General features: G+C 28.0%; 26 protein-coding genes. 16 read left to right on the top strand and 10 right to left on the bottom strand.

All coding sequences use genetic code 11. The annotated features are described in order from the left end of the window. Positions 1-1,017, bottom strand: coding sequence for an amino acid ABC transporter substrate-binding protein (locus FDK22_RS03710; protein WP_138151542.1), 1,017 nt, complete (start codon positions 1,015-1,017; stop codon positions 1-3). Positions 1,018-1,464: 447 nt separating this feature from the next. Then, positions 1,465-2,196, bottom strand: a complete 732-nt coding sequence (gene cobA / locus FDK22_RS03705; RefSeq protein ID WP_138151541.1) for a uroporphyrinogen-III C-methyltransferase — start codon at positions 2,194-2,196, stop codon at positions 1,465-1,467. Positions 2,197-2,332: 136 nt separating this feature from the next. Between cobA and moaA the strand changes: the two genes are divergently transcribed. Continuing rightward, on the top strand, positions 2,333-3,301 hold the full coding sequence (gene moaA, locus FDK22_RS03700) for a GTP 3',8-cyclase MoaA (protein ID WP_138151540.1): 969 nt from the start codon (positions 2,333-2,335) through the stop codon (positions 3,299-3,301). Positions 3,302-3,319: 18 nt separating this feature from the next. On the opposite strand, the gene FDK22_RS03695 is transcribed toward moaA, so the two are convergent. From FDK22_RS03695 to FDK22_RS03685, 3 genes are all read right to left on the bottom strand, one after another. After that, on the bottom strand, positions 3,320-4,138 hold the full coding sequence (locus tag FDK22_RS03695) for a hypothetical protein (protein WP_138151539.1): 819 nt from the start codon (positions 4,136-4,138) through the stop codon (positions 3,320-3,322). Positions 4,139-4,153: 15 nt separating this feature from the next. Further along, on the bottom strand, positions 4,154-4,810 hold the full coding sequence (locus FDK22_RS03690) for a hypothetical protein (protein ID WP_138151538.1): 657 nt from the start codon (positions 4,808-4,810) through the stop codon (positions 4,154-4,156). Between the two features lie 82 nt (positions 4,811-4,892). Continuing rightward, positions 4,893-5,681: an ABC transporter ATP-binding protein gene (locus FDK22_RS03685; protein WP_138151537.1), complete on the bottom strand. Its 789-nt coding sequence runs from the start codon at positions 5,679-5,681 to the stop codon at positions 4,893-4,895. Positions 5,682-5,795: 114 nt separating this feature from the next. Between FDK22_RS03685 and rpsO the strand changes: the two genes are divergently transcribed. The 5 genes from rpsO (at position 5,796) to FDK22_RS03660 (ending at position 10,408) form a co-directional block, all read left to right on the top strand. Further along, positions 5,796-6,068 carry a 30S ribosomal protein S15 gene (gene rpsO / locus FDK22_RS03680; RefSeq protein WP_138151536.1) on the top strand — a complete coding sequence of 91 codons (273 nt, stop codon included), beginning with the start codon at positions 5,796-5,798 and terminating at the stop codon, positions 6,066-6,068. Positions 6,069-6,211: 143 nt separating this feature from the next. Then, positions 6,212-6,613, top strand: a complete 402-nt coding sequence (locus FDK22_RS03675) for an Rrf2 family transcriptional regulator (RefSeq protein ID WP_138151535.1) — start codon at positions 6,212-6,214, stop codon at positions 6,611-6,613. Further along, positions 6,610-7,659 carry a DHH family phosphoesterase gene (locus FDK22_RS03670; RefSeq protein WP_138151534.1) on the top strand — a complete coding sequence of 350 codons (1,050 nt, stop codon included), beginning with the start codon at positions 6,610-6,612 and terminating at the stop codon, positions 7,657-7,659. The genes FDK22_RS03675 and FDK22_RS03670 overlap by 4 nt, the downstream gene beginning before the upstream one ends. A 93-nt stretch (positions 7,660-7,752) precedes the next feature. Then, entirely contained in the window at positions 7,753-9,882 is a 2,130-nt protein-coding gene (locus FDK22_RS03665; RefSeq protein ID WP_138151533.1) for a methyl-accepting chemotaxis protein, read from the top strand. Positions 9,883-9,976: 94 nt separating this feature from the next. Continuing rightward, entirely contained in the window at positions 9,977-10,408 is a 432-nt protein-coding gene (locus FDK22_RS03660) for a CoA-binding protein (RefSeq protein ID WP_138151532.1), read from the top strand. Here FDK22_RS03660 and FDK22_RS03655 read toward each other — a convergent pair. Then, complete coding sequence (locus FDK22_RS03655; RefSeq protein ID WP_138151531.1) at positions 10,395-11,723, bottom strand: sensor histidine kinase; 1,329 nt, start codon at positions 11,721-11,723, stop codon at positions 10,395-10,397. The genes FDK22_RS03660 and FDK22_RS03655 overlap by 14 nt on opposite strands. 13 nt (positions 11,724-11,736) lie before the next feature. Beyond that, positions 11,737-12,417, bottom strand: coding sequence for a homeostatic response regulator transcription factor HsrA (gene hsrA / locus FDK22_RS03650; protein ID WP_138151530.1), 681 nt, complete (start codon positions 12,415-12,417; stop codon positions 11,737-11,739). Positions 12,418-12,746: 329 nt separating this feature from the next. On the opposite strand from hsrA, the gene FDK22_RS03645 reads away from it, so the two are divergent. Both FDK22_RS03645 and fbaA read left to right on the top strand, forming a co-directional pair. After that, complete coding sequence (locus FDK22_RS03645) at positions 12,747-13,568, top strand: peptidylprolyl isomerase (RefSeq protein WP_138151529.1); 822 nt, start codon at positions 12,747-12,749, stop codon at positions 13,566-13,568. 18 nt (positions 13,569-13,586) lie between these two features. After that, a complete protein-coding gene (gene fbaA / locus FDK22_RS03640; RefSeq protein WP_138151528.1) occupies positions 13,587-14,654 on the top strand; it encodes a class II fructose-bisphosphate aldolase in 1,068 nt (355 codons plus the stop codon). Positions 14,655-14,693: 39 nt separating this feature from the next. Here the strand turns inward: fbaA and mgtE are convergent, their stop codons facing one another. The 3 genes from mgtE to FDK22_RS03625 are packed head-to-tail and all read right to left on the bottom strand — an operon-like array spanning position 14,694 to position 16,932. Continuing rightward, positions 14,694-16,061, bottom strand: a complete 1,368-nt coding sequence (gene mgtE, locus FDK22_RS03635; protein WP_228711621.1) for a magnesium transporter — start codon at positions 16,059-16,061, stop codon at positions 14,694-14,696. Beyond that, positions 16,054-16,452 (bottom strand): ExbD/TolR family protein, encoded by a 399-nt coding sequence (locus FDK22_RS03630; protein ID WP_138151526.1) that lies wholly within the window; start codon positions 16,450-16,452, stop codon positions 16,054-16,056. Before FDK22_RS03630 ends, mgtE begins: the two co-directional genes overlap by 8 nt. Then, positions 16,453-16,932 carry a MotA/TolQ/ExbB proton channel family protein gene (locus FDK22_RS03625; protein WP_228711620.1) on the bottom strand — a complete coding sequence of 160 codons (480 nt, stop codon included), beginning with the start codon at positions 16,930-16,932 and terminating at the stop codon, positions 16,453-16,455. Positions 16,933-16,978: 46 nt separating this feature from the next. Here FDK22_RS03625 and FDK22_RS03620 point away from each other — a divergent pair, with 46 nt between their 5' ends. From FDK22_RS03620 to FDK22_RS03585, 8 genes are all read left to right on the top strand, one after another. Then, positions 16,979-17,878, top strand: a complete 900-nt coding sequence (locus tag FDK22_RS03620; RefSeq protein ID WP_138151525.1) for a 1-aminocyclopropane-1-carboxylate deaminase/D-cysteine desulfhydrase — start codon at positions 16,979-16,981, stop codon at positions 17,876-17,878. Positions 17,879-17,918: 40 nt separating this feature from the next. Then, positions 17,919-20,777: an ABC transporter substrate-binding protein gene (locus FDK22_RS03615; protein ID WP_138151524.1), complete on the top strand. Its 2,859-nt coding sequence runs from the start codon at positions 17,919-17,921 to the stop codon at positions 20,775-20,777. 126 nt (positions 20,778-20,903) lie between these two features. Continuing rightward, positions 20,904-21,416, top strand: coding sequence for a shikimate kinase (locus tag FDK22_RS03610; RefSeq protein ID WP_138151523.1), 513 nt, complete (start codon positions 20,904-20,906; stop codon positions 21,414-21,416). Next, the gene (hisD, locus tag FDK22_RS03605; RefSeq protein ID WP_138151522.1) at positions 21,416-22,714 is read left to right on the top strand and encodes a histidinol dehydrogenase; all 1,299 of its coding nucleotides are present in this window, start codon (positions 21,416-21,418) and stop codon (positions 22,712-22,714) included. The genes FDK22_RS03610 and hisD overlap by 1 nt, the downstream gene beginning before the upstream one ends. 3 nt (positions 22,715-22,717) lie before the next feature. After that, a complete protein-coding gene (locus tag FDK22_RS03600) occupies positions 22,718-23,014 on the top strand; it encodes a DUF2018 family protein (RefSeq protein WP_138151521.1) in 297 nt (98 codons plus the stop codon). Between the two features lie 8 nt (positions 23,015-23,022). Then, positions 23,023-23,919, top strand: a complete 897-nt coding sequence (locus FDK22_RS03595) for a polyprenyl synthetase family protein (RefSeq protein WP_138151520.1) — start codon at positions 23,023-23,025, stop codon at positions 23,917-23,919. Between the two features lie 28 nt (positions 23,920-23,947). Continuing rightward, complete coding sequence (gene hemA, locus FDK22_RS03590; RefSeq protein ID WP_138151519.1) at positions 23,948-25,237, top strand: glutamyl-tRNA reductase; 1,290 nt, start codon at positions 23,948-23,950, stop codon at positions 25,235-25,237. Positions 25,238-25,248: 11 nt separating this feature from the next. Further along, positions 25,249-26,955: a proline--tRNA ligase gene (locus FDK22_RS03585; RefSeq protein WP_138151518.1), complete on the top strand. Its 1,707-nt coding sequence runs from the start codon at positions 25,249-25,251 to the stop codon at positions 26,953-26,955. Positions 26,956-27,000: the final 45 nt, after the last annotated feature.

The following is a 27,000-nucleotide window of genomic DNA, read 5'->3' as shown; positions in this document are numbered from 1 at the left end:
TTATCTAATTGGTGCTCCATATTGTAAACCACCATCTTTCCATAAAGCATTTAAGCCTCTTGAAATTTTAAGAGGAGAACCCATACCAACATTTCTTTCGAATGCTTCACCATAGTTACCTACTTGTTTGATAATGTTATATGCCCATTTTGGATCTAAACCTAAGTTTTTACCAATATCTCCTGATTCACCTAGTAATCTTTTAATTGATGGGTTTGGAGATTTTAACATTTCATCAACATTTGCAGATGTTACACCTAATTCTTCCGCATTTAACATTGCAATGTGAGTCCATTTAACAATATTAAACCATTTGTCATCACCTTGTCTTACAACTGGTCCTAAAGGCTCTTTAGAGATAATTTCAGGTAATACCACTGCAGAATCAGGATCTTTTAAAGTTGTTCTTAATCCATATAATTGAGAAGCATCTGAAGTTAAAGCATCACATCTTCCAGCAGCAAAACCTTCAACAGTTTGTGCAGATGTATCATAAGTGATTGGTTTATACTCCATTTTATTTGCTTTGAAGTAATCAGTTAAGTTAAGCTCTGTTGTAGTACCTGCTTGGATACAAAAAGTAGCTCCATCTAATTCTTTAGCTGATTTTACTCCTAAATCTTTTTTTACTAAAAAACCTTGACCATCATAATAGTTTACCCCTGTGAAATTTAAACCTAATGATGTATCTCTTGTAGCAGTCCATGTTGTATTTCTTGCTAAAACGTCAACTTCACCACTTGATAATGCAGTAAATCTCTCTTTTGCATTTAAATGAGCATATTTAACTTTTGACGCATCACCTAATACAGCAGCGGCAACTGCTCTACACATATCAACATCTAAACCTTTCCAAACTCCGTTTGAATCAGGAGAAGCAAACCCAGGAAGTCCAGTATTTAGACCACAACTTAGAACACCATTTTTCTTTGTAGTTTCTAAAGTATCAGCCATAGATACTGTAGCTGTCATTGCTAAGGCAGCAAGACTTAAAGAGGCAGTTTTTAGTAATTTCATATTTTTTTCCTTATTATAGATTTGGATTACCATTATAGAAACTATAAGTAGCAATCAAGTAGCATTTGTGATTATATTACATAAAATAGTAACTTTTATTACAATATATGTATAATTTATATGCAATTTATAATTTTTATTTAGATGAGAATAATTTATTATAAAATGTTTCAAAAGGCTTAAAAAGCTATATTTATGGCTTGTTTCCTAGTATTATTAAAAATGAATGATAATAAAATTTTAGTGATTTGTGCAGAAAAAATTGTACATAGAAAAATTAAAAATTTTTTTGAATTTTTTAATAATATCACATTTATTGCTTCTAAATGTGTGTAAAAAAAGAGATATCTTATATAATTGTGTTGATATTCAAGAGTGTTAAGTTTTTATTTTCCACTCTATTAGATAAAAAAGTTTAAGAATATTTTGATTCAGGGAAGAAGTAGTTTAATCAAACCACTTTAACTCTTCCCTTAATTTTACTACTTCACCTACAACAATAATAGCTGGGCTTACTGCATCTTTAGATTTTTCAACTATATCTTTTAGTGTCCCTGTTACAACTTTTTGTTTTTTTGTAGTTCCATTTGAAATAATTGCACACGGGTAATCTTCCCCTTTTCCAACTTCTAAAAGTTTTGAAACGATAAGTGCAATATTGTGAAGTCCCATTAAAAAAACAATTGTTTCATCTTCAATAAAAGATTTCCAATTAATATTTGCAATATTATCACTAGATTTTCTATGTCCTGTTACAACTCTAAATGATGGAGTAACCCCTCTATTAGTAACAGGAATTCCTGCATACGCTGGAACAGATATTGCTGAAGTTACCCCAGGAATTATCTCAAATTTAATTCCTCTTTCTTTTAAATAAAGAGCTTCTTCTCCACCTCTTCCAAATACAAAAGGATCGCCTCCTTTAAGTCTTACAACTGTTTCATATTTTAATGCACATTGGAAAATTAGTTCATTTATCTCATTCTGGGGAATTCGATGGTTTCCTTTTTCTTTTCCTACAAAAATAAGTTCTGTATCTTTTTTTGCTTCTTTTAAAATTTCAGGGTTTGCTAGTCTATCATAAATTATTACATCAGCTTTTTGAATCGACTTTAATGCTTTTATTGTTAATAGTTCAACATCACCAGGTCCTGCACCTGTTAAATATACTTTACTCATGTCATATCTTTTTTGATGGAATTATAACTTATAAAAGTAGTATAAACATTAACACTTAGGATAAAATTTATACATATTCTAGATTTAAGCTAATTTATAATAAGCTACCTAAATTTTAAAAAATAAGTAGGATGTTATGTTAATTGATGGACATGGTAGAAAAGTTGATTATCTAAGGGTTTCTGTTACAGAACGATGTAATTTTAGATGTCAATATTGTATGCCTGAAAAACCATTTTCTTGGGTACCTAGAGAGAATTTATTATCATATGAAGATTTATTTAAATTTGTAAAAGTTTCAATAGATGAAGGTATTCGAAAAGTTAGAATCACAGGTGGAGAACCGCTTTTAAGGGAAGGGCTTGAAAATTTTGTAAAAATGATTGCTGATTATAAAAGTGATATTGATTTAGCCCTTACAACAAATGCATATTTATTACCTAAAGCTGCACAAAAACTAGCAGATGCAGGTTTAAAAAGAATAAATGTATCTTTAGATTCTTTAAATGATGAGGTTGCAGCTAAAATTGCACAAAAGGATGTTTTAAAAACTGTTTTAAAAGGTATTCAAGCAGCTTCAGATGCTGGTTTAAAGGTAAAAGTTAATTGTGTCCCTATGAAAGGGATAAATGATGGTGAACTAGTTGAAATTATGGACTTCTGTAAAGAAAAAGGTTATCCAATTAGATATATTGAATATATGGAAAACCAACATGCAAAAGACACAGCTATGGGTTTAAATTCAGAAGAGATTCAAGCAATAATAAGAGAAAAATACAATTTCAAGATGATAGAAAGGGAAGGGAGCTCTCCTTCTCAAAATTATCAATTAGAAGATGGGTATGTATTTGGTATTATTGAACCTCATAAAGATGATTTTTGTGCAACATGCAATAGAATTAGATTAACTGCAAGTGGGGTTTTAATCCCATGTTTATATTTTGAAGATGCTCAAAGTATTAAAGAAGCTATTCAATCAAATGATATAGATAAAGCAGCAGCAATTTTAAAAGATGTGTTAGCAAATAAACCTGAAAAAAATAAATGGGCAGATGAAGAAGGGAATGAAACTTCTTCAAGGGCTTTTTACGAAACAGGTGGTTGATTTGAAAGTTTGATTGGATTAAAATCCAATCTTCTTTCTATGCCCCATCTCTTTTAACGTTTTAAATTCTTCAATTTTAGGGACATTGTAAAGTTCAATAAATAAACCAATTGCATTTGACCTTAGATAGATAAAACTATCTTTTTTATCGTGATTTTCTACTAAATATTCATTGTTTGCATTTTTGATAATTTTTTTATAATCAGTGTATCTAGCTTCAATTTGAAGTCTTAAAGATAAAAACTCTTTTTTGTTTTTTGATATAAAACCATAATAATAAGACTTTCCATCTTTTTTTGTAAATTTGAAATTCTCTTTTGTTATGTCTACATTTTTCTCTTTTACTATTTTTGCAAATTTTACATCTTGTTCATGACCAATCTCATTATCAAGTAAAAATCTACATAAGTCTTCTGCTTTTTTTAAACCGAAATCATAAAAAATACCATCTGTTAAAACTATCTCTTCATCATTATTTAAAATAAAAGTTACAGTAAAGCTTGAATAAAAGTTACCTGTTAAATAGTTTATTTCTGTTTTTACTTCTTTTATCTGCTCTCTAGTTATATCTTTTTTGCTAATAAGTTTTTTATTATCAAATATTTCCCATGAAATGTTTTTTTCATCAATATGTAACTCAACACTTCTTTTTACAAAAGTAACATATATAGCAGAAGCAATTTGAAAAGCACAAAGTGCCAATGCCCCAAAAAATAAAATTGAATAAATAGCACCATTTTTTATATGCCCTTGATACATAACAAGGGCGAAGATACCAAAAGCTAAAAGCATAAAAAGTTTATAAGAAAACCCTTTATCTAAAATATATTTTTGCAAATTTAAACCTTAGTGTTAGATATATGTGCTCAAAAGTTTATCATCTTTATCATTAGGGTTTAAATTTTTTTCAAATAGTTTTACACCAGATTGTATTAAAAGTTTTTGATGGGTTGATGAAATATTATTATCGCTTTCTATTTTATCATCTCTTCTTCTACCTGTAATCTCATTTTTTCTTCTATCTTTTAGTTCTTGATTATCTCTTTTATCAATTTTAAATTCTTTTTCAAATAGATTTTTTTCCAGTAAAAAGATTAATGAATATAATTCATCTTTTGAGATTTTTGATTCATTGTTTTCATTAAATTCACTTTTCATCCAAAATAAAGTTGTGATTAGATCATGTGTTACATGGTTTATTATTCCTAGTTTTTTTGCATAATCAATTAGATTGTATTCATTAATTTTTAACCATCTTTCTTTTAATTTTGATGATTGGGAATTATATTGGTCAGATTCTATCAATATATTTTCAAGATTTTTAATTCCAAAAAATTCAATTCTTCTTTGAAGATTAACAATTACACAATCCCATAAAGTAAATAAAACAAAAGAAAACTTTTCTAATTCTATTAACTCTTTTGCTTCTTTTAATGAATAAATCTCATTTTCTTCTAAATTATAAAGGGGATTATTTGGGTTATTTAGTATATCAGGTGAATTACTCATAATCTCTCCTTTTCTTTATTTTAGATTAAATCATAGAAAATTGTATCATATTTACTTTCTTAATGCAAGGAAAGTGTGTATATTATTCAATTGATTTTATGTAGTATCGCTGATTTTCCTCTTCTAAAATGATTTTTGATTCAAAGATTTTAGACAAATTATCTGAATTTAAAATCTCTTTTTTTTCACCTTGTTTGAAAATTGTTTTATTATAAAGCATTGCAATATGGGAAATTTCAGAAAAAATCTCTTCTATATGATGAGTAACTAATATAATTGAAGCTTTTGATGAAAGTTTCCTAATTATTTGTAAAAATGAGTTTTGTGCTTTTATATCAAGACCAACAGTAGGTTCATCCAAAATAAAAGCTTTAGGTTCATGGATTAATGCACGTCCAATGATACATCGTCTTAATTGACCTGTACTCATTTGATGTACTTTTTTATCTTTTATGTGTGAAATCTCAAGGAATTCTAAAACCTCTAAAGCTTTTTTGTGTTGAGTTTTAGTAAAATCTTGATGTTTAAATACTCCAATTGAACTATAATAACCACTTAATACAACTTCATAGGCAGTTAAAAAATTTCCATGTTTTTCAAAATAGTTATGTAAATCATTTGTGATAATTCCAAGATTTTTCTTTAAATCAAAGATACTCCATCTCTCTTTACCAAAAATTAGTTTTTTAAATTTGTATTTTGTATTTGGGTATAAATCATTTGAAAGAAGTTTAATTAAAGTTGATTTCCCACTTCCATTTGAGCCTAATATTGCCCAATGTTGACCTTCTTCTATCTCTAGATTTATATTTTCTAAAACAGGATTTACTTCATAACTTACATAAATATTGTTAAAATCTATTATTTTCATTTTTAATATCCTTAAAAAAACAATTTTACTTAAAGAATGTTTAAAGTTGTTTAATATATAATTCGCGTCCACTTTAAGAAAAGTGAGATTTATATACCTATTAGGAGGTCAATCATGGCTTTAGATCAGGACGTAAAAGCAAATATTATTGCAAAATACAGAAGAGATGACAAAGACACTGGTTCAGCAGAAGTACAAATTGCTTTATTAACAGAGCAAATTAAAGTTTTAACAGAGCACTTAAAAACTAACAAAAAAGATCACTCATCAAGATTAGGTCTTTTAAAAATGGTTGGTAAAAGAAAAAGACTTTTAGCATACCTTAGAAAAACTGATTATGCAAGATTTACTACATTAGTAGCTGATTTAGGAATCAGAGCTAAATAAATTTGACATTTAGTTGTTTTGAAAAAGGTTGCAAGAATTTCCTTGCAACCTTTTTTTTTGATAAACTAATAAATTAATTTACCAAGATAAACTTCTTTAATAGTTGTTTTTGTAAAATAATTTAAAAAAAGATTAGGAACACTATGTTACTTACAAAAAAAAGTGAATATGCTCTACTTGCTTTAATATCAATTGCAAAAAGTGAAGAGCTTAAAAATGTTGATGTTTTATCCCGTGAACTTAATATTCCTAAATCTTTTCTAGCAAAAATAATGCAAAATCTTGCAAAAAATGATATTGTAGTTTCCCATAGGGGTGTAAATGGTGGATTTGTTTTAAAAAAACCATATGATGAGATTACAATTTTAGAAATTACAACTGTTGCTGAAGAAAAGATTCCTTCTGTATTTGAATGTTCTCCTTCTGTATCATCATGCCCTTCAGATATTGGAATGGTGTGTGGTTTATGGCCAGTTTTAAATAATCTTCAAACAAGAATTAATGGCTTTTTAGAGGGATTAACATTAAAGGATATTGCTTCGTGAAAATTTTTCATTTGTCTCATACAGATTTAGATGGATACTCTTGTCAACTTTTGATGAAAGAGTATTTTAATGATGGCTTTTATTTCAATGCCAATTATGGTTTAGAGGTAAAATTAAATTTAAAAAAAATTGTTCAAGATATTCAAGAATATAAAGATGATGAGATTTTATTTTTTATTACTGATTTAAATCTTACTTTTCAAGAGGCAAAAGATTTAGATAAAGAGATAAACGATTTAAATGAAAATGGTTTTAATATAAAACTTCAATTACTTGACCACCATGCAACGGGTCAAAAAAGTGCAGATGCATTTAATTGGTATTACTTAGATACGAAAAGATGTGCTACAAAAATAGTTTATGATTATCTAAATACTACATATAATGCTTTTTTAGATGAAAAGAACTCATGGATAAAACCATTAGTAGATGCAATTAATGCAATTGATATTTGGGTAGATAAAGAGGTTAAAAACTTTGAATTTGGTAAGGTTTTACTTAGAATGGTTTCTCAAGTAAGAGAGATCAATAATGTGCTTTTCCCAGATTTAAATAGGGACTTTAGAATTTACCTACTAAAAGAATCTGCAAAATATATAAATGAAGAGAATGGAAATATTAAATTAGATAATGAAATCCATTTTTTAAAGAAAAACTTTCTTATGCAAGATGGATGTGATGACACTATTGATAATCTTAGTGCAAAATATTTAGTGTCTTGTTTAGATAAATTAAAAGAGAAATTAACAGTAACATATAAAGGACATAAAGGACTTTTAACTTATACTTTAGGTTCTATCTCAATACCTGCAAATGCATTCTTAGTGGCAAATGATGATTATGATTTTTTTATTGATGTTAGTAAAAAAGGGAATGCCTCTTTTAGAGCAGACGGAAAGGTAGATGTATCTTTAATAGCACAAGCTTTAGCAAATGGAGGAGGACATCCAAATGCCTCTGGTTGTAAATTTGAAGACTTTAAAGAATCTATTGATTACAATGATATAAAAACTTACATACAAAATAAACTTGACAACTTAAAATAATCTATATTATTATTTGTGTTATATTTTCTTAATTTGACACCAAAAGTACACTCGCCTCTGATATGATTTTTAAAATTTATATAGGGGCTTTCCATGAACAAAAATAGTATAAAGTTTAAACTTTTATCTTTAGTACTAGTAAGTATCTTTTTCTCTTTTGCTATACTTGGCTTTTTTAATGCACAAGGTAATTACAATTCTCAAGATATAAATCTTAAAAGAAATAGTGTTGAATTAGCAATTCAAACTTCAAAATTCATTAATGAATACCTAGAATCAAAAGTAAAAATCTTAGAAACAATAAGTAAAAATATGCCAAAAGATAAAAACTTTAATTATGGTAATAAAACAATAGAAAAGTATTTAAAAATTGGTTCTGATTCTGGTGGATTTGAGCAATTATATATTGGTGTTGAAAAAAATGGTAATTTTTTAAACTCATTAGGAGAACAAAGAACCCCTGAAACAACAAAATATGATGCAAGAAAAAGAGGTTGGTATATTCAAGCTGTAAAAGAGGGTAAAGGTGGAGTAACTCCTCCATATATTGATTTTAGTACAAGTAAATTAGTAGTTTCTGTTTTTGCTCCAGTTTTATTAGATGGAAAAACTATTGGTGTTGTTGGTTCAGACATTTTTATTGATACAATAGTTGATACAATTTTAAAAGTAAAACTTGATGGTGGAGATTTAATTGCTTATTTAGTAGATGAAAACAATAAAATAATAATTCATAAAGATAAAAAACTACTTGACAAAAAAGATCTCTTTCTAGAACAAATCAATACTAAAGAAAAAAATTCATTTGCAGAAGTTAACTATAACAATGATGAAAAACTTATTGCCTATAGTACAATTGATACTACCAAATGGAAAATTGTTCTAAATTTAGATAAATCTTCTTATTATGAAGCAATCAATAATTCAGTTATAGAAGAGGTGTTTTTATATTTAGTATTATTAGTTGTTATTCTTGCAATAATTTTCTTTTCCTTATTGAAAATTTTAGCTCCATTAGTGAAATTACAAGATGGTTTTAAATACTTCTTTAGATACTTAAAAGGTGATGAAAATGATATTAAAAAGATTGATGTAAAAAGTAAATGCGAATTTGGTTTTATGGCCGAAAAAATAAATATTGAGATGGAGTCTATTTCTGAAGGAATAAATCAAGATAGAGAATTAATTAATAATGTAAAAGATGTAGTATCCCATATTAAAAGTGGTAAACTTGATATAAAAGTTGAAAAATCAACTTCTAATAAATCATTAAACGAATTAAAAGATATATTAAATGATATGATTGAAACTATCAATGAAAATGTAAATAGTGATATAAATCCAATATTATCGCACCTAGAAGAGTATTCTAATCTTGACTTTAGAAATACTATTCCAAATGCAAATGGTAATGTATCTAAAGGATTAAATAATCTTTGTGAGATTATTAATAAAATGTTACAAGAGAATAAAAATAATGGTGAACTTCTAGGTGAAAATGCCAAAACCTTACTTCAAAATGTAGATATTTTGAATAAATCTTCCAATGAAACAGCAGTATCTTTAGAAGAAACAGCAGCAGCTTTAGAAGAGATTACTAGTACAGTTTCTAGTAACACAAATAGAATTACCGAGATGGGAGTTCATTCAAATGAATTATCAGTTTCTATTAAAAAAGGTCAAGAATTAGCAAATTTTACAGTTACTTCTATGGATGAGATAAATGAACAAACACAAGCAATTGCTGAAGCTATTACTGTTATTGACCAAATTGCATTTCAAACAAATATTTTATCTTTAAATGCAGCAGTTGAAGCAGCAACTGCAGGGGAAGCAGGAAAAGGTTTTGCAGTTGTTGCCCAAGAGGTTAGAAATCTTGCATCAAGAAGTGCAGAAGCAGCTAAAGAGATTAAAGAGTTAGTGGAAAGTGCAACACAAAAAACTAATAATGGTAAACAAATTGCTGATGAAATGATTAAAGGATATAGTCAATTAAATGAAAATATTTTAAAAACAACAAAAGCTATCACTGAAATCTCTGATTCTTCGAAAGAACAAAAAATAAGTATAGAACAGATTAATGATGTTGTAAATAAGCTTGATCAACAAACACAAAATAATGCATCAGTGGCAAATCAAACCCATAGTGTAGCAATTCAGACATCAAATATTGCACAAGAGATATTAGATGCGGTAAATGAAAAGAAGTTTAAAGATAAATAGTTCATAATTTATAACTTTTATCTTTGTTTTTTAATTTGGTATAATAAATACCAATATATTTTTATGTATATTGTAAATATTAAAAGGAGTGAAAATGGAGTGTGAATTCCCATCAGTTAATAGTAATATTGAAGAGATTAAAGAGATTTTTGAAAATACAAAAACAATTGCAGTAATTGGTTGTTCTCCAGACCCAAGTAAAGCTAGTAATATGGTTGCAAACTATTTAAAAAATGCTGGTTTTAAAATGGTACCTGTATATCCAAAAGAGGATGAAATTTTAGGTGAAAAAGTATATAGAAGTTTAAAAGAGATACCTTTTAAAGTTGATATGGTTGATATATTTAGAAAACCTGATGTTATAGGACAAGTAGTTGATGCAGCTATTGAGCGTGGTGATGTTGATACAGTTTGGACTCAACTAGGACTTGTAAACAATGAAGCTGCAAAAAAAGCACAAGAAAAGGGTATGAAGGTTATACAAAATAAGTGTACAAAGATAGAACATAGAGCTATTTTTGGCTAGTCTCTTTTTTAGATTCTTTCTTTTTTGGTATGGTAGTGTTTGGCAATATTAGTGTTGCCACACAACCGTTCTTATCATCTGTTCTATTTTTTAAACTTACAGTAGCTTCTAAAGAATCAGCTGCATTTTTAGCTAAAAATAATCCCAATCCAGCACCACTTTCTTCTCCCATTCTTTTAAATGGGGCAAAAAGGTCTATTGATTCATCAATTCCTGGACCATCATCTGTTACTGTTATAGTTGTAGTGTTAGCTTCTTTTTCTAATCTAATTGCAATAGATTTTTCATCGGGTGTAAACTTTATAGCATTTTGAACAAAATTTTGAATTATTTGATTTAATAAAGTTGGTTGAACATAAATTTCATGGTGATTTACATTTGAAAAAAATGTAATTACTATTTTTTTCTTAGCACTAAGCATTCTGTAATCATTAGTTTTTCTTTGTAGATATTTAACTAAATCAATCTCTTCAGGTTTTTCAAATTGAGCACCTTCAGCACGACCAATATCTAAGATTGAACTAATCATTTTATTCATATCATTAATTTGTTCAACTGTTAATCTCATAGTCTCTTGATATTTTTCAGCTTCTCTTTTTTTCATAAGAGCAACTTCATTTTTTAGTTTCATAACAGCTAGGGGTGTTTTTAATTCATGGGCAACACCAATAAACAACTCTTTTTTAAATTTTATATTAGTTTCAATTCTTGTCATTAAAGAGTTTATTGAGTTTGCAAGTGGGTGAAACTCAATTGGTAAATTGTCTTTTTTTATTTGAGATAAAAAGTTTTCATCCATATTTGACAATTTATTTGTAATTTGAATAATAGGTCTTAAAAGTGTTTTTGAAACTGTAAAGGCATATAAAACTACCATTATTAAACCTCCCAAAGAGATTAATAAAAGGTTGTTAAATATTTTATTTAACATCTCAATAGAAGAATCAATATTTTTTACAATTTTTATATATTTTCTTTTTGTTACATCAAAGGGATAAAGAATCTGAATAAAATGTTTATTTCCAACTTTAAAGTATGTATATCCGCTTTGAGGAACATTTAGTAGTTCTACTATATCTACATTAATTCCATTACTAGTTATAAGGTTAAAATTATTTGTATTTACATTTGAAGTTTTACTAACTTCTAAAATCAACTGTGCATCAGCATAAAGTGAATCTTGAATCTCATCAAAGATTGTTGATTTTGTATATCCATAAAAAATAAAAGATAAAATAATGATTAGTAATGAAGTAGCAATTACAAGCTTTTGATGAAACTGCTTGTAAATGCTCTTTGGTTTTAGAATACTCATTTTTTAAAAAATATTATGCTTCTTCTTGAGTATCTGGATAACAGAATCTATAACCTCTTCTTCTAATAGTTTCAATAGTAGAGATATTTAATGGTTTATCCATTTTTTGTCTAATTTGGTTAATTGCAACTTCAATTACGTTTGGAGTTACTAATTCTGGCTCTTCCCAGATAGCATCTAATAATTGCTCTTTAGAAACAATTTGATCTCTATGTCTTGCAAGGTGAGTTAATACTTCAAAAGGTTTACCTTTTAATTCAATCTCTTCACCATTGTATTCAATTTTTTCTTCATCAGGGTTAATTGATAAATCTTCAATTTCAATAATATTAGTTCCACCGAATCTTAATCTTGCTTCAATTCTTGCAAGTAAGATATCAAAATCAAATGGTTTTTTAATATAATCATCAGCTCCTGATTTTAATGCTTCGATTTCAGAATCTTTATCATCTCTTGCAGAAAGAATAACAACTGCAGTTCTTGAGCTTCTGTTTTTTACGATTTTACATAATTCAATTCCATCACCATCTGGTAACATCCAGTCAGTTAGAACTAAATCATAATTTCTAATGTCGATAAAATATTCAGCATCTTTATAGTTTTCAGCAGCATCTACTTGGTAACCAAAATCAGTTAGTCCCTCTTGTAGTGTTCTGTTTAATGTGATTTCATCTTCAATAATTAATATTCTCATTTAGACATTCCTCTTATTAGTTTTTGTAAGCTTAAATTTAAGTTAAGTTTAAAATTGGTCGGCATTATAACACAAATTCAGTAAAATTTAAAGGTTTTCTAAGGTAAATTTTGAAATTCGTTAAAAAAATGTGCAAATTTTATATTATTTTAGCCAAAATTTACAAGAAGTGATGGAAATTTGTATTAAAATTTGCTTAAAGTTCAAATAAGCAAGTTTTAAAGAACTCTTAATTTTAACATGTTTTAATTGACTAAATATAAAGTAGTTAACTTTTTATTAAAAAAAAGAAGATAAAATATTGCCTATTAAATAAAAGAAGGAAAATAATGAGTTTATTTACAAAGAAAAGATTAATAACAAGTTTAATTGCAACACTAGCAATTTCATCAATTTCTTTAAATGCAGCAGATTATGGATCTGTAAATGGTGATAACATCACTAAAGAAGATATTGCAGCTATGTTAAGAAATCCAAACGTAAAGTTTGATGATTTACCAAAAAAGAGTAAAGATAAAATTTTAGAGCAAATAGTTGAGAAAAAACTTTTAACACAAAATGCTGTAAAAAGTGGTGTTTCATCTGATGAAGCATATAAAGTAGCCTTAGAAAAACTAAAAGAAGATTTAGCTTTAGAGATTTGGATGCAAAAAGAGTTTAAAAATGTTTCTGTTTCAGATAAAGATGCAAAAGATTTTTATAATAAAAATAAAGAAAAGTTTAAAGTACCAGCAACTCTAGAAGCTAGACATATTTTAACAAAAACAGAAAATGAAGCAAAAGCTATTATCAAAGATTTAGATAAAGCAAAAGATAAAAAAGCAACATTTGTAGAATTAGCAAAATCAAAATCAGTTGGTCCATCAGGTCCAAAAGGTGGATATTTAGGTAAATTTACAGAAAATCAAATGGTTCCAGAGTTTTCAAAAGCAGCAAAAGCTTTAAATAAAGGTAAATATTCTGCAACTCCTGTTAAAACTCAATTTGGTTATCATGTAATCTATTTAGAAGATAAAAAACCAGCTTCAGATTTAGCCTATGATAAAGTAAAAGAAAAGATTAAGCAAATGGTAGTTCAAGGTAAATTCCAAGAACATATCCAAAGTAAAGTTGATGCATTAAAAAGCAAAGCAAAAATTGTTATCAAGTAATTTAATTAAGGAGAAGAGATGGGTGTTTTAGAAGTTGTTAATGCAGGTGTATTAAGTGGTAGTGAAGCAAAAAAACTTTTTGCATATGCAAAAGAGAATAAATTTGCGATTCCTGCTGTAAATGTAGTTGGTACTGATTCAGTAAATGCAGTTATGGAAGCTGCTGCAAAAGTGAATTCACCTGTGATTATTCAATTCTCAAATGGTGGAGCGCAATTTTTTGCTGGTAAGGGATTAAAAACTGCCAATGCTGCTACAATTGGAGCAATTTCTGGAGCTATGCATGTTCATGCATTAGCAGAATCTTATGGTATTCCTGTAATTTTACATACAGACCATGCTGCAAGAAAACTTCTTCCTTGGATAGATGGTTTACTACAAGCTGGTGAAACTTTTTATGAAAAGCATGGTAAACCATTATTTACATCACATATGCTTGATTTAAGTGAAGATACACTTGAAGAAAATGTAGGAACTTGTGTTGATTTTTTTGAAAGAATGAATAAAATCGATATGATGATTGAGATTGAACTTGGTATTACTGGTGGTGAAGAGGATGGTGTTGATAACTCTGATGTTGACAATGCACTACTTTATACACAACCTGAAGAGGTATGTTATGCTTATGAGGAGTTAAGTAAGGTTGGACCAAACTTTACAATTGCTGCATCATTTGGAAATGTACATGGGGTTTATAAACCAGGTAATGTTGTTTTATCTCCAAAAATCTTAGATAATTCACAAAAATTCATTGAAGAAAAACACTCAACTGTTGCACAACCAGTTGATTTTGTATTCCATGGTGGATCTGGTTCGGCACTTGAAGAGATTAGAGAAGCTATTGATTATGGTGTAATTAAAATGAATATTGACACAGATACTCAATGGGCAACTTGGGATGGTGTAAGAGAATATGTTGCTAAAAATCATGATTATTTACAAGGTCAAATTGGTAACCCTGAGGGTGAAGATAAACCAAATAAATCTTATTATGACCCAAGAAAATGGTTAAGAGCTGGACAAGAGTCTATGATTGCAAGACTTGAAGTTGCATTCTCTGACCTTTGTGCACTAAATAAAAACTAAGAATTTATAAAAGCGTGAATCTCACGCTTTTATTTCTCTTTACAATAAAATTATTGTAGCTAATCCTAAAAAAGAAAAAAATCCAACCACATCAGTTACAGTTGTTAAAATTACTGTTGAACCAATTGCTGGGTCAACATCAAATTTTTCTAAAACAATAGGAATTACTGCTCCAAAAAATCCAGCACTTAAAAGATTTATTACCATTGATAAAGCAATTACAACACCTAAAAGTGGCATGCTAAACCAAATAAAAGCAATTATTCCTATAACAACTGCAAATAATAAACCATTAACAAGGGATATTAAAACTTCTTTTTTTATTGTTTTTTTTGCATCTGTATATGATATCTCACCAAGTGCCATTTGTCTAACTGTTACAGTTAGAGTTTGAGTACCTGCATTCCCACCCATAGAAGCAACTATAGGCATAAGAACGGCTAGGGCAACTAAAGATTGTATTGTTGAATCGAAAATACCTATAACAAGAGAAGCTAAGATTGCAGTTATTAGATTTATTCCTAACCAAAATGCTCTATTTTTTCCAATGATTACAATATCTTCTTCATGTTCAGCTTCGTCATTAACCCCAGCTAGTGAGTAGATTTGCTTTGTATTTTGTTCTTGAATAATATCATGAATATCATCGTGTGTAATTCTACCTACAAGTTTTTCATTTTCATCAATAACTGCTAAGGCACTTAAATTATAGTTTGTAAAAGTTTCAACAACATCAGAGATATCATCATTATCTTTACAAGAATAGTTTTTAATTTTTTCCTTTGGAATATCATCAAAACTTTGTGAGTGTTCAAATAAAATAAGTTCTTCTAAGCCAATTGTTCCAATAAATTTATCATCTTTATCAATTAAATAGGCATGGAAAATATTGTCTAATTCATCTATCTCTTTTAATTGTTTTAATCTTTTTAATGCAAGTCCAATATTTTCATCTAACTTTGCACTAAATAGCTCACTTTGCATATGGGAACCAGCAACATTCTCTTCATATGAATTTAGTTTTTCAATTACTTCTTTATCTTCATCATCTAGTTTAGAAAGAATAGTTTCTGCAGCATCTTCATGGTCTTGAGCAATATTGTAAATAAGCATAGATGCATCATCACTATCCATTTTTGAAACAATATTTGCAATTTTCTTTTCACTAATTACTTCAGAAATCTCTTCTTGAACATAATTTGGCATTTCACAAAGTGTTTCAGCCAAAAGTTCACTTGGCATCTTTTTACAAATTGATTTATACTCTTCTTCATCAAGCTCTCTTAATTTTTCAAGCTCTTTGGCAATATCAAAAGGGTGAGGTGTCTCAATCTCATCTTTATAAGCAGAGATAATCTCTAAAAGATGGGATACTAACTCTTCAATACTCAAGTTTGTATCATTCACTTTTTTCTCCTTTTTCATTTGTAATTAGAGCAAGATTATTAAGACTATATTTTTGTAAAAGGTCTAAAATAGTAACAACCCTATCATAGGTTACATTTTTATCAATTCTAACAATAACAGCTTTTTTCTTATCTTTTATTACTTTTAAACTCTCTTCTAAAGATATTAAATTTACTTCAACACCTCTAATTGCTATTTTTTCAGAACTTAATTCTATAAATACTTGGTCCTCTTTTATTTGTGTTTCTTTTGCATTAGCTTCAGGTAAATCAAGCATCAAAGCTAATTGTTCTTTTTTAAAAACAGAAGTTACAATAAAAAATATCAGCAGAATAAAAACAACATCAATAACAGGTGTTAAATCAATTCCTAAGTGTTCTCTTCTTTTCATTTAATCTATTAACTCTTTTTTTGCTTTTAACTCAATTGTGTCAATCATTGAAATAAAATGATTATAAGCTATATGGTGTGGGATTGCTACAATTAGACCAGCAATTGTTGTTATAAGTGCAATTGAAATTCCCCCTGAAAAAACTGTAGGGTCACCTAAACCTTTTTGTGTTATCTCTTCAAAGGCTTTATATACTCCAAAAACAGTTCCCAAAAGTCCCAATAATGGTGCAACAGAAGCAATATTTTTAATATATGTTAAGCCAGTTTCTAATTTTTTTACTTCATACTCAATCTCAATATTTATATTGTGTTTGTTTTGTTCATTGAGTTTATCTTTTATTTTTTTTACCATTGCATTTTTTCTTGGAATTGTTAAAAACTTCCAAATAATTATAGTAAAACCAATAATATTTAAAAAGATTAAAATATAAACTATTAAACCACCTTTATCAATATATTCCATTAAATTTAAATCCATAATACCTCATTATAAAATTTTTGTTTATTTTAGTATAATAATTTTAATGAATTATAAAAACTCTCCCATAACAAAAACAAAATTTAGAAATAGAACTATATATATCAAAAGAGACGATCTTTTAGATGAAAAATTTTCTGGAAATAAAGCTAGAAAATTTTACTATTTTTTAGAAAATGATTTTCCAAATATTAAAAAAATAGTAAGTTTTGGTTCTGCTCAAGCTAATTCTTTATACTCTTTATCTGTTTTAGCCAAATTAAAAAATTTAAAACTTGATTTTTATGTAAATCATATAAGCTCATACTTAAAAGAAAACCCTTGTGGAAATTATAAGGCAAGTTTGGAAAATGGGGCAAATATCATTGAAAAAAATGATGAAAATATTCAAGAATATATTGAAAAAAATTTATTAAATGAAGAGACTTTATTTATAGAAGAGGGTGGTAGAGTTCAAGAAGCCCAATATGGAATTAAAATCTTAGCCGATGAAATTAACTCTTGGGCAAAGGAAAACTCTATAAAAGATTTAAAAATATTTTTACCAAGTGGCACAGGTACAACGGCACTTTTTTTACAAAAAAACTTATCTTTTGAAGTTTTAACTGTACCTTGTGTGGGTGGGGAAGAGTATTTAAAAAATCAGTTTTTTCATTTGGAAAAAAATGAAAACTATCATCCAAATATAATAAGGCTTGGTAAAAAGTACCATTTTGGGAAACTTTATAAGGAGTTTTTTGAAATTTATGAAGAAGTTTTAAGAGATACAAATATTGAATTTGATCTATTATATGATCCTTTAGGTTTTATTTCAATGTGTTCTTCTAAATATTTTAATGAGGATACAACACTTTTATATATACATCAAGGTGGAATTTTAGGAAATAAGACAATGATAGATAGATATCTAAGGAAGTTTAAAAATAAAATTGACTTAAATAATTGATTTAGATATTATATTGTATTAACATTGTTAAGGTAAAAATTTGAACTTTATAAGATTAATAATCTTTTCTTTACTTATTACTAGTGAACTTTTCTCCTCTCAAAACTTAGAAAAAGTAACTTTACAATTAAATTGGAAATATCAATTTGAATTTGCGGGTTTTATTGCAGCAAAAGAAAAAGGTTTTTATAAAGATTTGGGTTTAGATGTTCAAATAAATGAATTTGTTGGAGATATAAATGTAATAGATGAAGTTAAAAATGATAGAGCTACTTTTGGGCTTTATGATACTTCATATTTAAATCTTTACGATGAAAAAAAACCAATTGTATTAGTTGCCAATTATTTTAAAAAATCTGCTTTAGTTTTTGTTACAAAACAAGATATTATAGTCCCTGAAGATTTAAAGGGTAAAAAAGTAATGTATTTAAAAAATGAATTAAAAGATTCATTACTTGGGGAACTTTTAAAAAAACATAAAATAAAACAAAGCGATTTTATTTCAGTTGACCATGATTTTACGGGAGAAAAATTTATAAATGGTGAGGTTGATGCTTTTTCTGCATTTGTTTCAAATGAACTTTACCATGTAAAAAAATCACAAATACCATATCGAATTATAGACCCAGAAAATTATGGAATTATTGGTGGTGGTTTAAATCTATTTACTTCATATTCTAACGCAAAAAAAAATCCTTTGATGGTACAAAAGTTTTTAGAAGCCACAAACAAAGGGTGGAATTATGCATTTGATAATAAAGAAGAGATATCTGATATTATTATTGAAAAATATTCAAAAATAAAATCAAAGGATGCCTTATTATTTGAAGCAAAAGAGACTGAAAAATTAATGATGACTGCTATTTATAAAGTTGGTGAAATTATTGAGAATGTTGTTAATCAAGATATTTTAAGATCCCATTCTAATATTCCCCTTGATAAACTTCTTTTTAATAAAATATTTACATATAGTAATATAGATTTTTCAGAAAAAGAAAAAGAGTATATAAAAAAGAAAAAAGAGATTAAAGTATGTATTGATCCAAATTGGATGCCCTATGAAATGTTTAATGAAGAGGGAAAACATATTGGTATGACAGCTGATTTTCTTAAATTAATTTCTGAAAAAACTAATTTAGAAATAAACGTAATCCCTACAAAAACATGGTCTGATTCTTTAAATCTTGCAAAACAAAGAAAATGCGATATCCTTTCCCTTGCCCAAGAAACACCTTCAAGATTAAAATATTTAAAATTTACAAGCTCTTATATTAATTTTCCTGTGGTAATAGCAACTTCCACTGAGAAATTCTTTTTACCAAATCCTGAAGATATTATTGAAAAAGAAAAAGTAGGTATTGTAAAAGGGTATTCTATGGGAGAATATTTAAAAAATAAATACCCTAATAATAAAATTGTTGATGTTAATAATATAAAACAAGGACTTGAAAAAGTTCGATCTGGCGAATTGTATGGTTTTGTAGATTCTTTACCAACAATTGCATATGTACTTCAACATGAATTTATTGATACTTTAAAGATTACTGGTAAATTTGATAGAAAATTTGATTTAGGAATTGCAGTTAGAAATGATGATGAATTATTATATGAAATAATTCAAAAGGCTATTGAGAGTATTCCCCATTCAACAATGCAGGAGATTTTTAATAGATATATCTCTGTAAAGGTTGAATCCTCAGACAATTTTAAATACTTATTTGAGATTTTAGGGATATTTCTTATTATAATAATAATTGCATATTTTAGAAACAGACAATTAAAAAAATACAATAATATTTTAAGTAAAACTCAAAAAAAATTAGAAACCTCCCTAGAAAGTTTTGAAATACTTTTAGACTCAGTAAATGAAGGAGTTTTTGTATTTGATGAAAATGGAAAATGTTTACAGTCAAATAAAATTGCGGCAGAGCTTTTTGGTTTTGAAAATAAAGATCAAGTAATAGGTCAGCACATAAAAGATTTTGTTAGTCCTAAATCATATGATTTAGTGGCTAAAAATATAAAAACAGACCAAGAAGATGCCTATGAAATTATTGTACAAAAAAAAGATGGGGAAGAGTTTCATGTACTTGCAAAAGGTAAAGATGCTATATTAGATTCAAAAAGAGTTAGAATTTCATCTGTTATTGATTTAACTGAGTTAAAACAAAAAGATAAACTTTTATCACAACAATCAAAAATGGCAGCTATGGGTGAGATGATTGAAAATATTGCTCATCAGTGGAGACAACCTTTAAGTTTAGTTTCTAGTATAGCAACAGGAATTATTGTAAAAAAAGAGTTAGGTGTAACAGATTTTGATGATGAAAAGAAAGATTTGGAAAAAATTAATAATACAGCACAACACCTCTCTCAAACTATTGAAGACTTTAGAAACTTTTTTAAAACTGATAAAGAGAAAAAAGAGTTTTCAGTTTTAAAATCTATAGAAAAGAATCTTATGCTAATTGAGGGGATATTAAAAAGCAATAATATTCAAATGATATTTGAGCAAAAAGATGATTGTAAAATCAAAAGTTATGAAAATGAATTTACTCAAGCCTTATTAAATATTTTTTATAACTCAAAGGATGCTTTAAAAGATAAAACTCAAGAAGAAAAACTAATTTTTGTAAATGTAAAATCAGATAAAGAAAATATTATTGTGACAGTTTTAGATAATGGTGGAGGGATAAAAAATAGTATAATAGAAAAAATATTTGATCCATATTTTACAACTAAACACCAAGCACAAGGGACTGGAATAGGTCTTTATATGACTCACCAAATTATTGAAAAACATATGGGTGGAAAAATTATTGTAGAAAATGAAAAGTTTGAATATAATAATATCAAATATAAAGGTGCAAAGTTTAGTATTTATCTACCTTTAAAATAACAATATTAATTTAATAATCTACTATATTAACACTTCAAAATAAATTACCTTGTTGATTTAGGTCATTTATACTTTTACTTTAATTTAGATATAATCTTACGATTTAATCATTTACAGGAAATTTCATTGGAAAGAAAAAACAATATAATACTAATTGGATTTATGGGAGTTGGAAAGGGAACAACTGCTAGAGCATTAGTTAAAGCCTCAGACTATTTTGCTATCGATACAGACGACTTAATTGAGAGTATCGAAAAAAGAACCATAAAAAAGATTTTCAAAAAAGAGGGTGAAGCTTATTTTAGAAACCTTGAAAAAAAATGTGCTTTGTGGCTTGAAAAAAATGTTGATAATACAATTATCTCAACAGGTGGAGGTTTCTTTAGACAAGAAAATATCCACAATATTGGGAAAGTAATCTATCTTGAATCAAGTTTTGAAGGGATTTTAAGAAGAATCAATAAATCACCAAATGCAAAAGCAAAACTTAGAAAAAGACCACTTTTAAAAGATTTAAAAGAGGGTAAAAAGCTTTACGAGCAAAGAGTAGAAGATTATAAAAAAGTTGCCGATGTAATTGTAAATGTGGAAGATAAAGATATTGAAGATATCGTAAAAGATATATTAGGAAAGATATAATGAAGATTATTAATACAAATGATGCAAATTTCAAAAGTGAATTTGAAAATATTTTAAGTAGAGCAAAAACAGATATTAAACATGTTTCTGCAATTGTTACAGATATAATTGATGAGATTGTTGACGAGGGAAACAAAGCAGTTAAGGCTCATATTGAAAAATTCGATAAATGGGAAGTTCAATCAGATGAAGATTTAATGATTTCTCAAGAAGATATGAAAAAAGCCTATGAAAATATTAATGATGATTTAAAAAAAGCTTTACATATTGCATACGATAGAATTAAGTCTTACCATGAAAAACAACTACCAAAATCATGGATTGATTTTGAAAAAAATGGGACAGTTTTAGGACAAAAGGTAACTCCTGTTGATAAAGCTGGATTATATATTCCTGGTGGAAAAGCAGCATACCCTAGTTCACTTTTAATGAATGCAATTCCAGCTATTGTAGCAGGAGTTGAGGAGATTGTTGTTTGTACACCAACTCCAAATAATGAGATAAATGAATTAGTTCTTGCAGCATGTCATATTTGTAATGTAAGTAAGGCATTTAAAGTTGGAGGAGCAAGTGCAATTGCTGCAATGGCATACGGAACTGAGACTATTCCAAAGGTTGATGTAATAACAGGTCCTGGAAATATTTTTGTAGCAACTGCTAAAAAATTAGTATTTGGTGAAGTGAACATAGATATGATTGCAGGACCTTCTGAAATTGGTATTTTAAGTGATGAAACTGCTAAGCCAAAATATTTAGCAATTGACCTTTTATCACAAGCAGAACATGATGAGATGGCAAGTTCAATTATGATTACAACTTCAAGTGATGTTGCATCTAAAACTTCTGATGAGGTTGAAGCTTATTTAAAAACTTTAAGTAGAGAAGAGATTGCTAGAAAATCTATTGAAGAAAGAGGTGCTATTATTGTTGCATCTTCTATGGATGAAGCAATTGAACTTATGAATGAAATTGCTCCAGAGCACTTAGAGGTTATGACAACAAATGCCTTTGAATTATTACCAAAAATAAAACATGCAGGTGCAATTTTCTTAGGTGAAAATACACCTGAACCAATTGGTGATTATATAGCAGGACCAAATCATACTCTTCCTACAGGAAGTACAGCTAAGTTTTATAGCCCATTAAATGTTGAAAACTTTATGAAAAAAAGTTCAATTATCAACTTCTCTAAACAAGCAATTGACGAGTTAGGTGAAGCTTGTGCTATTTTAGCAGATACAGAGGGTCTTACTGCCCACGCTGAATCAGTTAGAGTTAGATTAAGAGAAGGCAAATAATTTATGTCTAAGGATTGGTTTTTAGAAGATGAAGATGATATCTTCGTAGGGAGTCCTAAATCAAAATATTTTGATGTTGCAAGAACTGCAAATAGTGAAATTGTAGAAGAAGAGTTTGATAAACTCCTTGAAAAAGTTGCAGTAATGGAGCTTCTTTTATCAAAAGATAAAGATTTAGACTTTGATATTAATGATGTGGTAAAACAGTATGTTATACAAAACCTTGATGAAGTTGAAGAGATGAAAAAAGGTCTTTATGTAGAGCTTACTGGAGATATAATTTGTAGATTAGATTCATAAGGTAAAGAGTGGAAGAGTTAGTAAAAGTTAAAGAGCAAATAAAAAAATTTGTAATTGAGTGTAATGATGAAAAAAGTTTAGAGCTTTTAGATTTACTTGCAACTGGAAAAATGTTAAGAAGTAAATTAGTATTAAAGATTGCAGGAGTAACTGAAGAATCAATTAAACTTTGTGCAATTATTGAAATGATTCATGCTGCATCACTTCTTCATGATGATGTAATTGATGAAGCTGATACAAGAAGAGGGAAACCTTCAATAAATGCATTATTTGATAATAAAACTTCAATTATGTTTGGAGATGTTCTATACTCTAAAGCATTTACTGAATTGAGTCAAATGGATAGAGAAGTTGCATATTGTGTTTCAAATGCAGTAACTCTACTTAGTATTGGTGAGATGTTAGATGTAAATTTAACTGAAAACTTTAATACTTCATATGACAAATATATTGATATGATTTACAAAAAAACAGCTTCATTAATAGAAGCATCTGCTAAATCTGCTGCTATACTAGCAAATTTAGATAAAGAAAAATATGCCTTATATGGAAAAAATCTTGGTATTGCCTTTCAAATGGTTGATGATATTTTAGATATCACACAAGATAGCCAAACTTTAGGAAAACCTGCAATGCTTGATTTTGTTGAGGGTAAAGTTACAATCCCTTATCTTTTATTACATGAAAGAATTGAAGATAAACAAAAATTGGAGTCTTTATATAAAAAAGAGTTAAGTTCTGAAGAATCATCATGGATAAAAGAGCAAATGATTAGTACAAAAGCTTTAGAAGACTCAATTAATCAAGCAAAAGAGCTTGGACTTGAAGCAATAGAAGCAGTTAAAGCTGAAAAAAATGAATCACTAGTTCAAATTATGAGTGCAATGATAAATAGAGAATTTTAATTAGATATGCGAAGAGAGAGTTGAAATTATGAGTTATTTAAGTATTAGTTTTTCACACAAGAATACAGATATTCAAACAAGGGAAAAATTAGCATTTCCTAATGAAGAAAATAAAGATAGATTCTTAAAACAAATTTTGGAAGACCAACATTTAAAAGAAGCAATTTTATTATCTACCTGTAATAGGGTAGAGATTATATCAAGGGCATCAAATCCTGATGTTGCTTCTAAGAATATTATAAATAAGTTATCAAAATATTCAAATATTGAATTTGATGATTTGTATGAGAGAGCAGATATTTCTGTAAATGATAGTGCAATACACCATATATTCTCTGTTGCATCGGCTCTTGATTCATTGGTAATTGGTGAAACTCAAATTGTAGGTCAGTTAAAAGATGCCTTTAGATTTTCTTTATCAAAGGAGTATTGTGACCAAGAATTAAGTAGAGCATTACATTATTCTTTTAAATGTGCAGCCGCAGTTAGAAATGCAACATCTTTAGGTACAGGTTCTGTTTCAGTTGCTTCAACAGCAGTTGCAAAAGCTAAAGAGATTATTAAAGATACTGCTGGTGTAAAAGCTCTTGTTATTGGAGCAGGGGAGATGAGTGAATTAACTATTAAACATCTTCTTTCATCTGGTTTTGATGTTGTTTTAACATCAAGAGATAGAAAAAAAGCACAAATATTAGCTGATACTTTTGAAGATTATATCCAAGTTGAGGATTATGTAAATCTGCCTGAGTTATTAAATGAAATACCTGTAATGATTACCGCAACTTCAGCTCCATATCCAATTATCACACAAGATATTACTAAAAACTGTTCTTTTGAAAGATTTTGGTTTGATATAGCAGTTCCTAGGGATATAGAGGAGATTGATTCTCCCAATTTGATGATTTATTCTGTTGATGATTTACAAGAAATAGTAAATGAAAATATGAGTTTAAGAGCAGAGCAAGCAAAAACAGCATATCAAATTGTAAATAAAATGTCTTTAGAATTTTTTGATTGGTTAAAGTCACTTGAAGTTGACCCCGTTATCAAAAATATGTACACAAGAGGTGATGCTATAATTGATAAAAAAATCAAAAATGCCTTGAAAAAAGGTTTCATAGATAAAGAGAGTGAAGAAAATATTAGAAAACTTTGTCAAACAGTTTTAACTGAATATCTTCATCAACCTCAAAAAAAGATAAAAAGTATTTCAAAAGATAATCAATGTGACATAGTTGTAAGTACAGTTCAATCTGTATTTGGGATGGATTCTGAAACAAGTTTTTTATCTCACAATTGTAATAAAATAAATGAATAGGATTTAAATATATGAAATTTTCAAAAATGTTTATACCAACAACAAAAGAGACTCCAAATGATGCAACTTTGCCATCACACCAATTTTTAGTAAGAGGTGGCTTTATTTCTCAAACGGGTGCTGGTATTTATGATTATATGCCATTGGGAAAAATTGTTCTTGATAAAATTAGAGCTATTGTAAAAGAAGAGATGGATAAATCTGGTGCAAATGAAGTTCAATTTGGTTTTGTAACGCCACTTTCATTATGGCAAGAATCAGGACGAGCTACAACAATGGGAAATGAGCTTCTAAGATTTAAAGATAGAAAAAATGGTGATTATGTTCTATCTCCTACAAATGAAGAAGCTGTAGTAAATATGGTAAAAAATAGAATCACTTCTTATAAAGATTTACCAATTAACCTTTATCAAATCTATACAAAATTTAGAGATGAAGCAAGACCTAGATTTGGACTTATGAGAGGTAGAGAGTTTCTTATGAAAGATGCTTATTCTTTCCATGATTCAAAAGAAGATTTAATAAGAGAATTTAATCTAATGGAAGAAACATATAAAAATGTTTACAATAGATTAGGACTAGAATTTAGAGTTGTTGAAGCTGATAGTGGGGCTATTGGTGGTAGTGGATCTAAAGAGTTTCATGTTTTAGCAAATTCTGGTGAAGATACAATTGTTGTATGTGATTCATGTGATTATGGTGCAAATATTGAGGCAGCAACTAGAAAAGCAAATAAAAAAGAGAAACTAGAAACAATCTCTCAAGAAAAAGTTGAAACTCCAAATTGTAAGACAATAGAAGAGGTAAGTAACTTTTTAAATGCAGATGCTTATTATTCAATGAAAGCAGTAATTAAAAAAGCGATTTTTGAAGAAAGTTCAGAAGTAGTAGTTTTCTTTGTAAGGGGAACAGATGAACTTGAAGAGACAAAAGCTTGCAATGCTGTTGATGCATTAGAATTAGAAGATGCAAGTGAAGAAGATGTTTCTAAAGCTGGACTTTGTGCTGGATATTGTGGAATTGTAAATTTACCTGAAAATATTAAAGTATTTGTTGATAATGAACTAGCAGAAGATAATAATTTAGTTTGTGGTGCAAATGAAGAAAACTACCATTTTAAAGGTGTAGATTTAACATCAATGGAAAATATTGTATATAAAGATTTAGTTGCAGTACAAGAGGGAGATTTATGTTCTTGTTGTGGTGGGAAACTTTCTTATACAAAAGGGATTGAAGCTGGGCATATTTTCCAATTGGGAACTAAATACTCTGAAGCTATGGATGCTAAATTTTTAGATTCAAATGGTAAAGCACAGCCTTTTGAAATGGGATGTTATGGAATTGGAGTTTCAAGACTTGTTGCAGCTGTAATTGAACAAAATCACGATGAAAAAGGGTGTATTTGGACAAAAGCTACTGCTCCATATTTAGTTGATGTTATTGTTTCAAATGCTAAAAAAGATGATGAACTTGAAGCTGGAATGAAAATCTATGAAGCCTTAAAAGATGCAGGAATTGATACAATTATTGATGATAGAACTAAAGAAAGATTTGGTTTTAAAATGGGAGACTTTGAGCTTCTTGGATTCCCTTATGCCGTTGTAATTGGTAAGAAACTAAAAGATGGTATTGTTGAAATTGTTGATAGACGAACATTAGAAAAAGAAGATGTTAGTCTTGATGAAGTTGTATCAAAAATAGAAGAAAAACTTAAATAACTTATTATAGTTTTTAGCTATAATTAATAAAATTATTAGGAGTAC

The sequence above is a fragment of the Arcobacter arenosus genome (genome assembly GCF_005771535.1).
Classification (GTDB): Bacteria; Campylobacterota; Campylobacteria; order Campylobacterales; family Arcobacteraceae; genus Halarcobacter; species Halarcobacter arenosus.
This window is presented reverse-complemented; position numbering and strand designations above follow the sequence as displayed.

Coding starts and splice junctions, on each gene's coding strand:
- moaA (WP_138151540.1), top strand. CDS start 2,333: ATGTTAATTGATGGACATGGTAGAAAAGTTGATTATCTAAGGGTTTCT.
- FDK22_RS03685 (WP_138151537.1), bottom strand. CDS start 5,681: ATGAAAATAATAGATTTTAACAATATTTATGTAAGTTATGAAGTAAAT.
- hsrA (WP_138151530.1), bottom strand. CDS start 12,417: ATGAGAATATTAATTATTGAAGATGAAATCACATTAAACAGAACACTA.
- FDK22_RS03600 (WP_138151521.1), top strand. CDS start 22,718: ATGTCTAAGGATTGGTTTTTAGAAGATGAAGATGATATCTTCGTAGGG.
- hisD (WP_138151522.1), top strand. CDS start 21,416: ATGAAGATTATTAATACAAATGATGCAAATTTCAAAAGTGAATTTGAA.
- FDK22_RS03690 (WP_138151538.1), bottom strand. CDS start 4,810: ATGAGTAATTCACCTGATATACTAAATAACCCAAATAATCCCCTTTAT.
- FDK22_RS03625 (WP_228711620.1), bottom strand. CDS start 16,932: ATGGATTTAAATTTAATGGAATATATTGATAAAGGTGGTTTAATAGTT.
- fbaA (WP_138151528.1), top strand. CDS start 13,587: ATGGGTGTTTTAGAAGTTGTTAATGCAGGTGTATTAAGTGGTAGTGAA.
- FDK22_RS03660 (WP_138151532.1), top strand. CDS start 9,977: ATGGAGTGTGAATTCCCATCAGTTAATAGTAATATTGAAGAGATTAAA.
- FDK22_RS03585 (WP_138151518.1), top strand. CDS start 25,249: ATGAAATTTTCAAAAATGTTTATACCAACAACAAAAGAGACTCCAAAT.
- cobA (WP_138151541.1), bottom strand. CDS start 2,196: ATGAGTAAAGTATATTTAACAGGTGCAGGACCTGGTGATGTTGAACTA.
- FDK22_RS03630 (WP_138151526.1), bottom strand. CDS start 16,452: ATGAAAAGAAGAGAACACTTAGGAATTGATTTAACACCTGTTATTGAT.
- FDK22_RS03655 (WP_138151531.1), bottom strand. CDS start 11,723: ATGAGTATTCTAAAACCAAAGAGCATTTACAAGCAGTTTCATCAAAAG.
- FDK22_RS03645 (WP_138151529.1), top strand. CDS start 12,747: ATGAGTTTATTTACAAAGAAAAGATTAATAACAAGTTTAATTGCAACA.
- hemA (WP_138151519.1), top strand. CDS start 23,948: ATGAGTTATTTAAGTATTAGTTTTTCACACAAGAATACAGATATTCAA.
- FDK22_RS03620 (WP_138151525.1), top strand. CDS start 16,979: ATGAATTATAAAAACTCTCCCATAACAAAAACAAAATTTAGAAATAGA.
- rpsO (WP_138151536.1), top strand. CDS start 5,796: ATGGCTTTAGATCAGGACGTAAAAGCAAATATTATTGCAAAATACAGA.
- FDK22_RS03665 (WP_138151533.1), top strand. CDS start 7,753: ATGAACAAAAATAGTATAAAGTTTAAACTTTTATCTTTAGTACTAGTA.
- FDK22_RS03710 (WP_138151542.1), bottom strand. CDS start 1,017: ATGAAATTACTAAAAACTGCCTCTTTAAGTCTTGCTGCCTTAGCAATG.
- FDK22_RS03675 (WP_138151535.1), top strand. CDS start 6,212: ATGTTACTTACAAAAAAAAGTGAATATGCTCTACTTGCTTTAATATCA.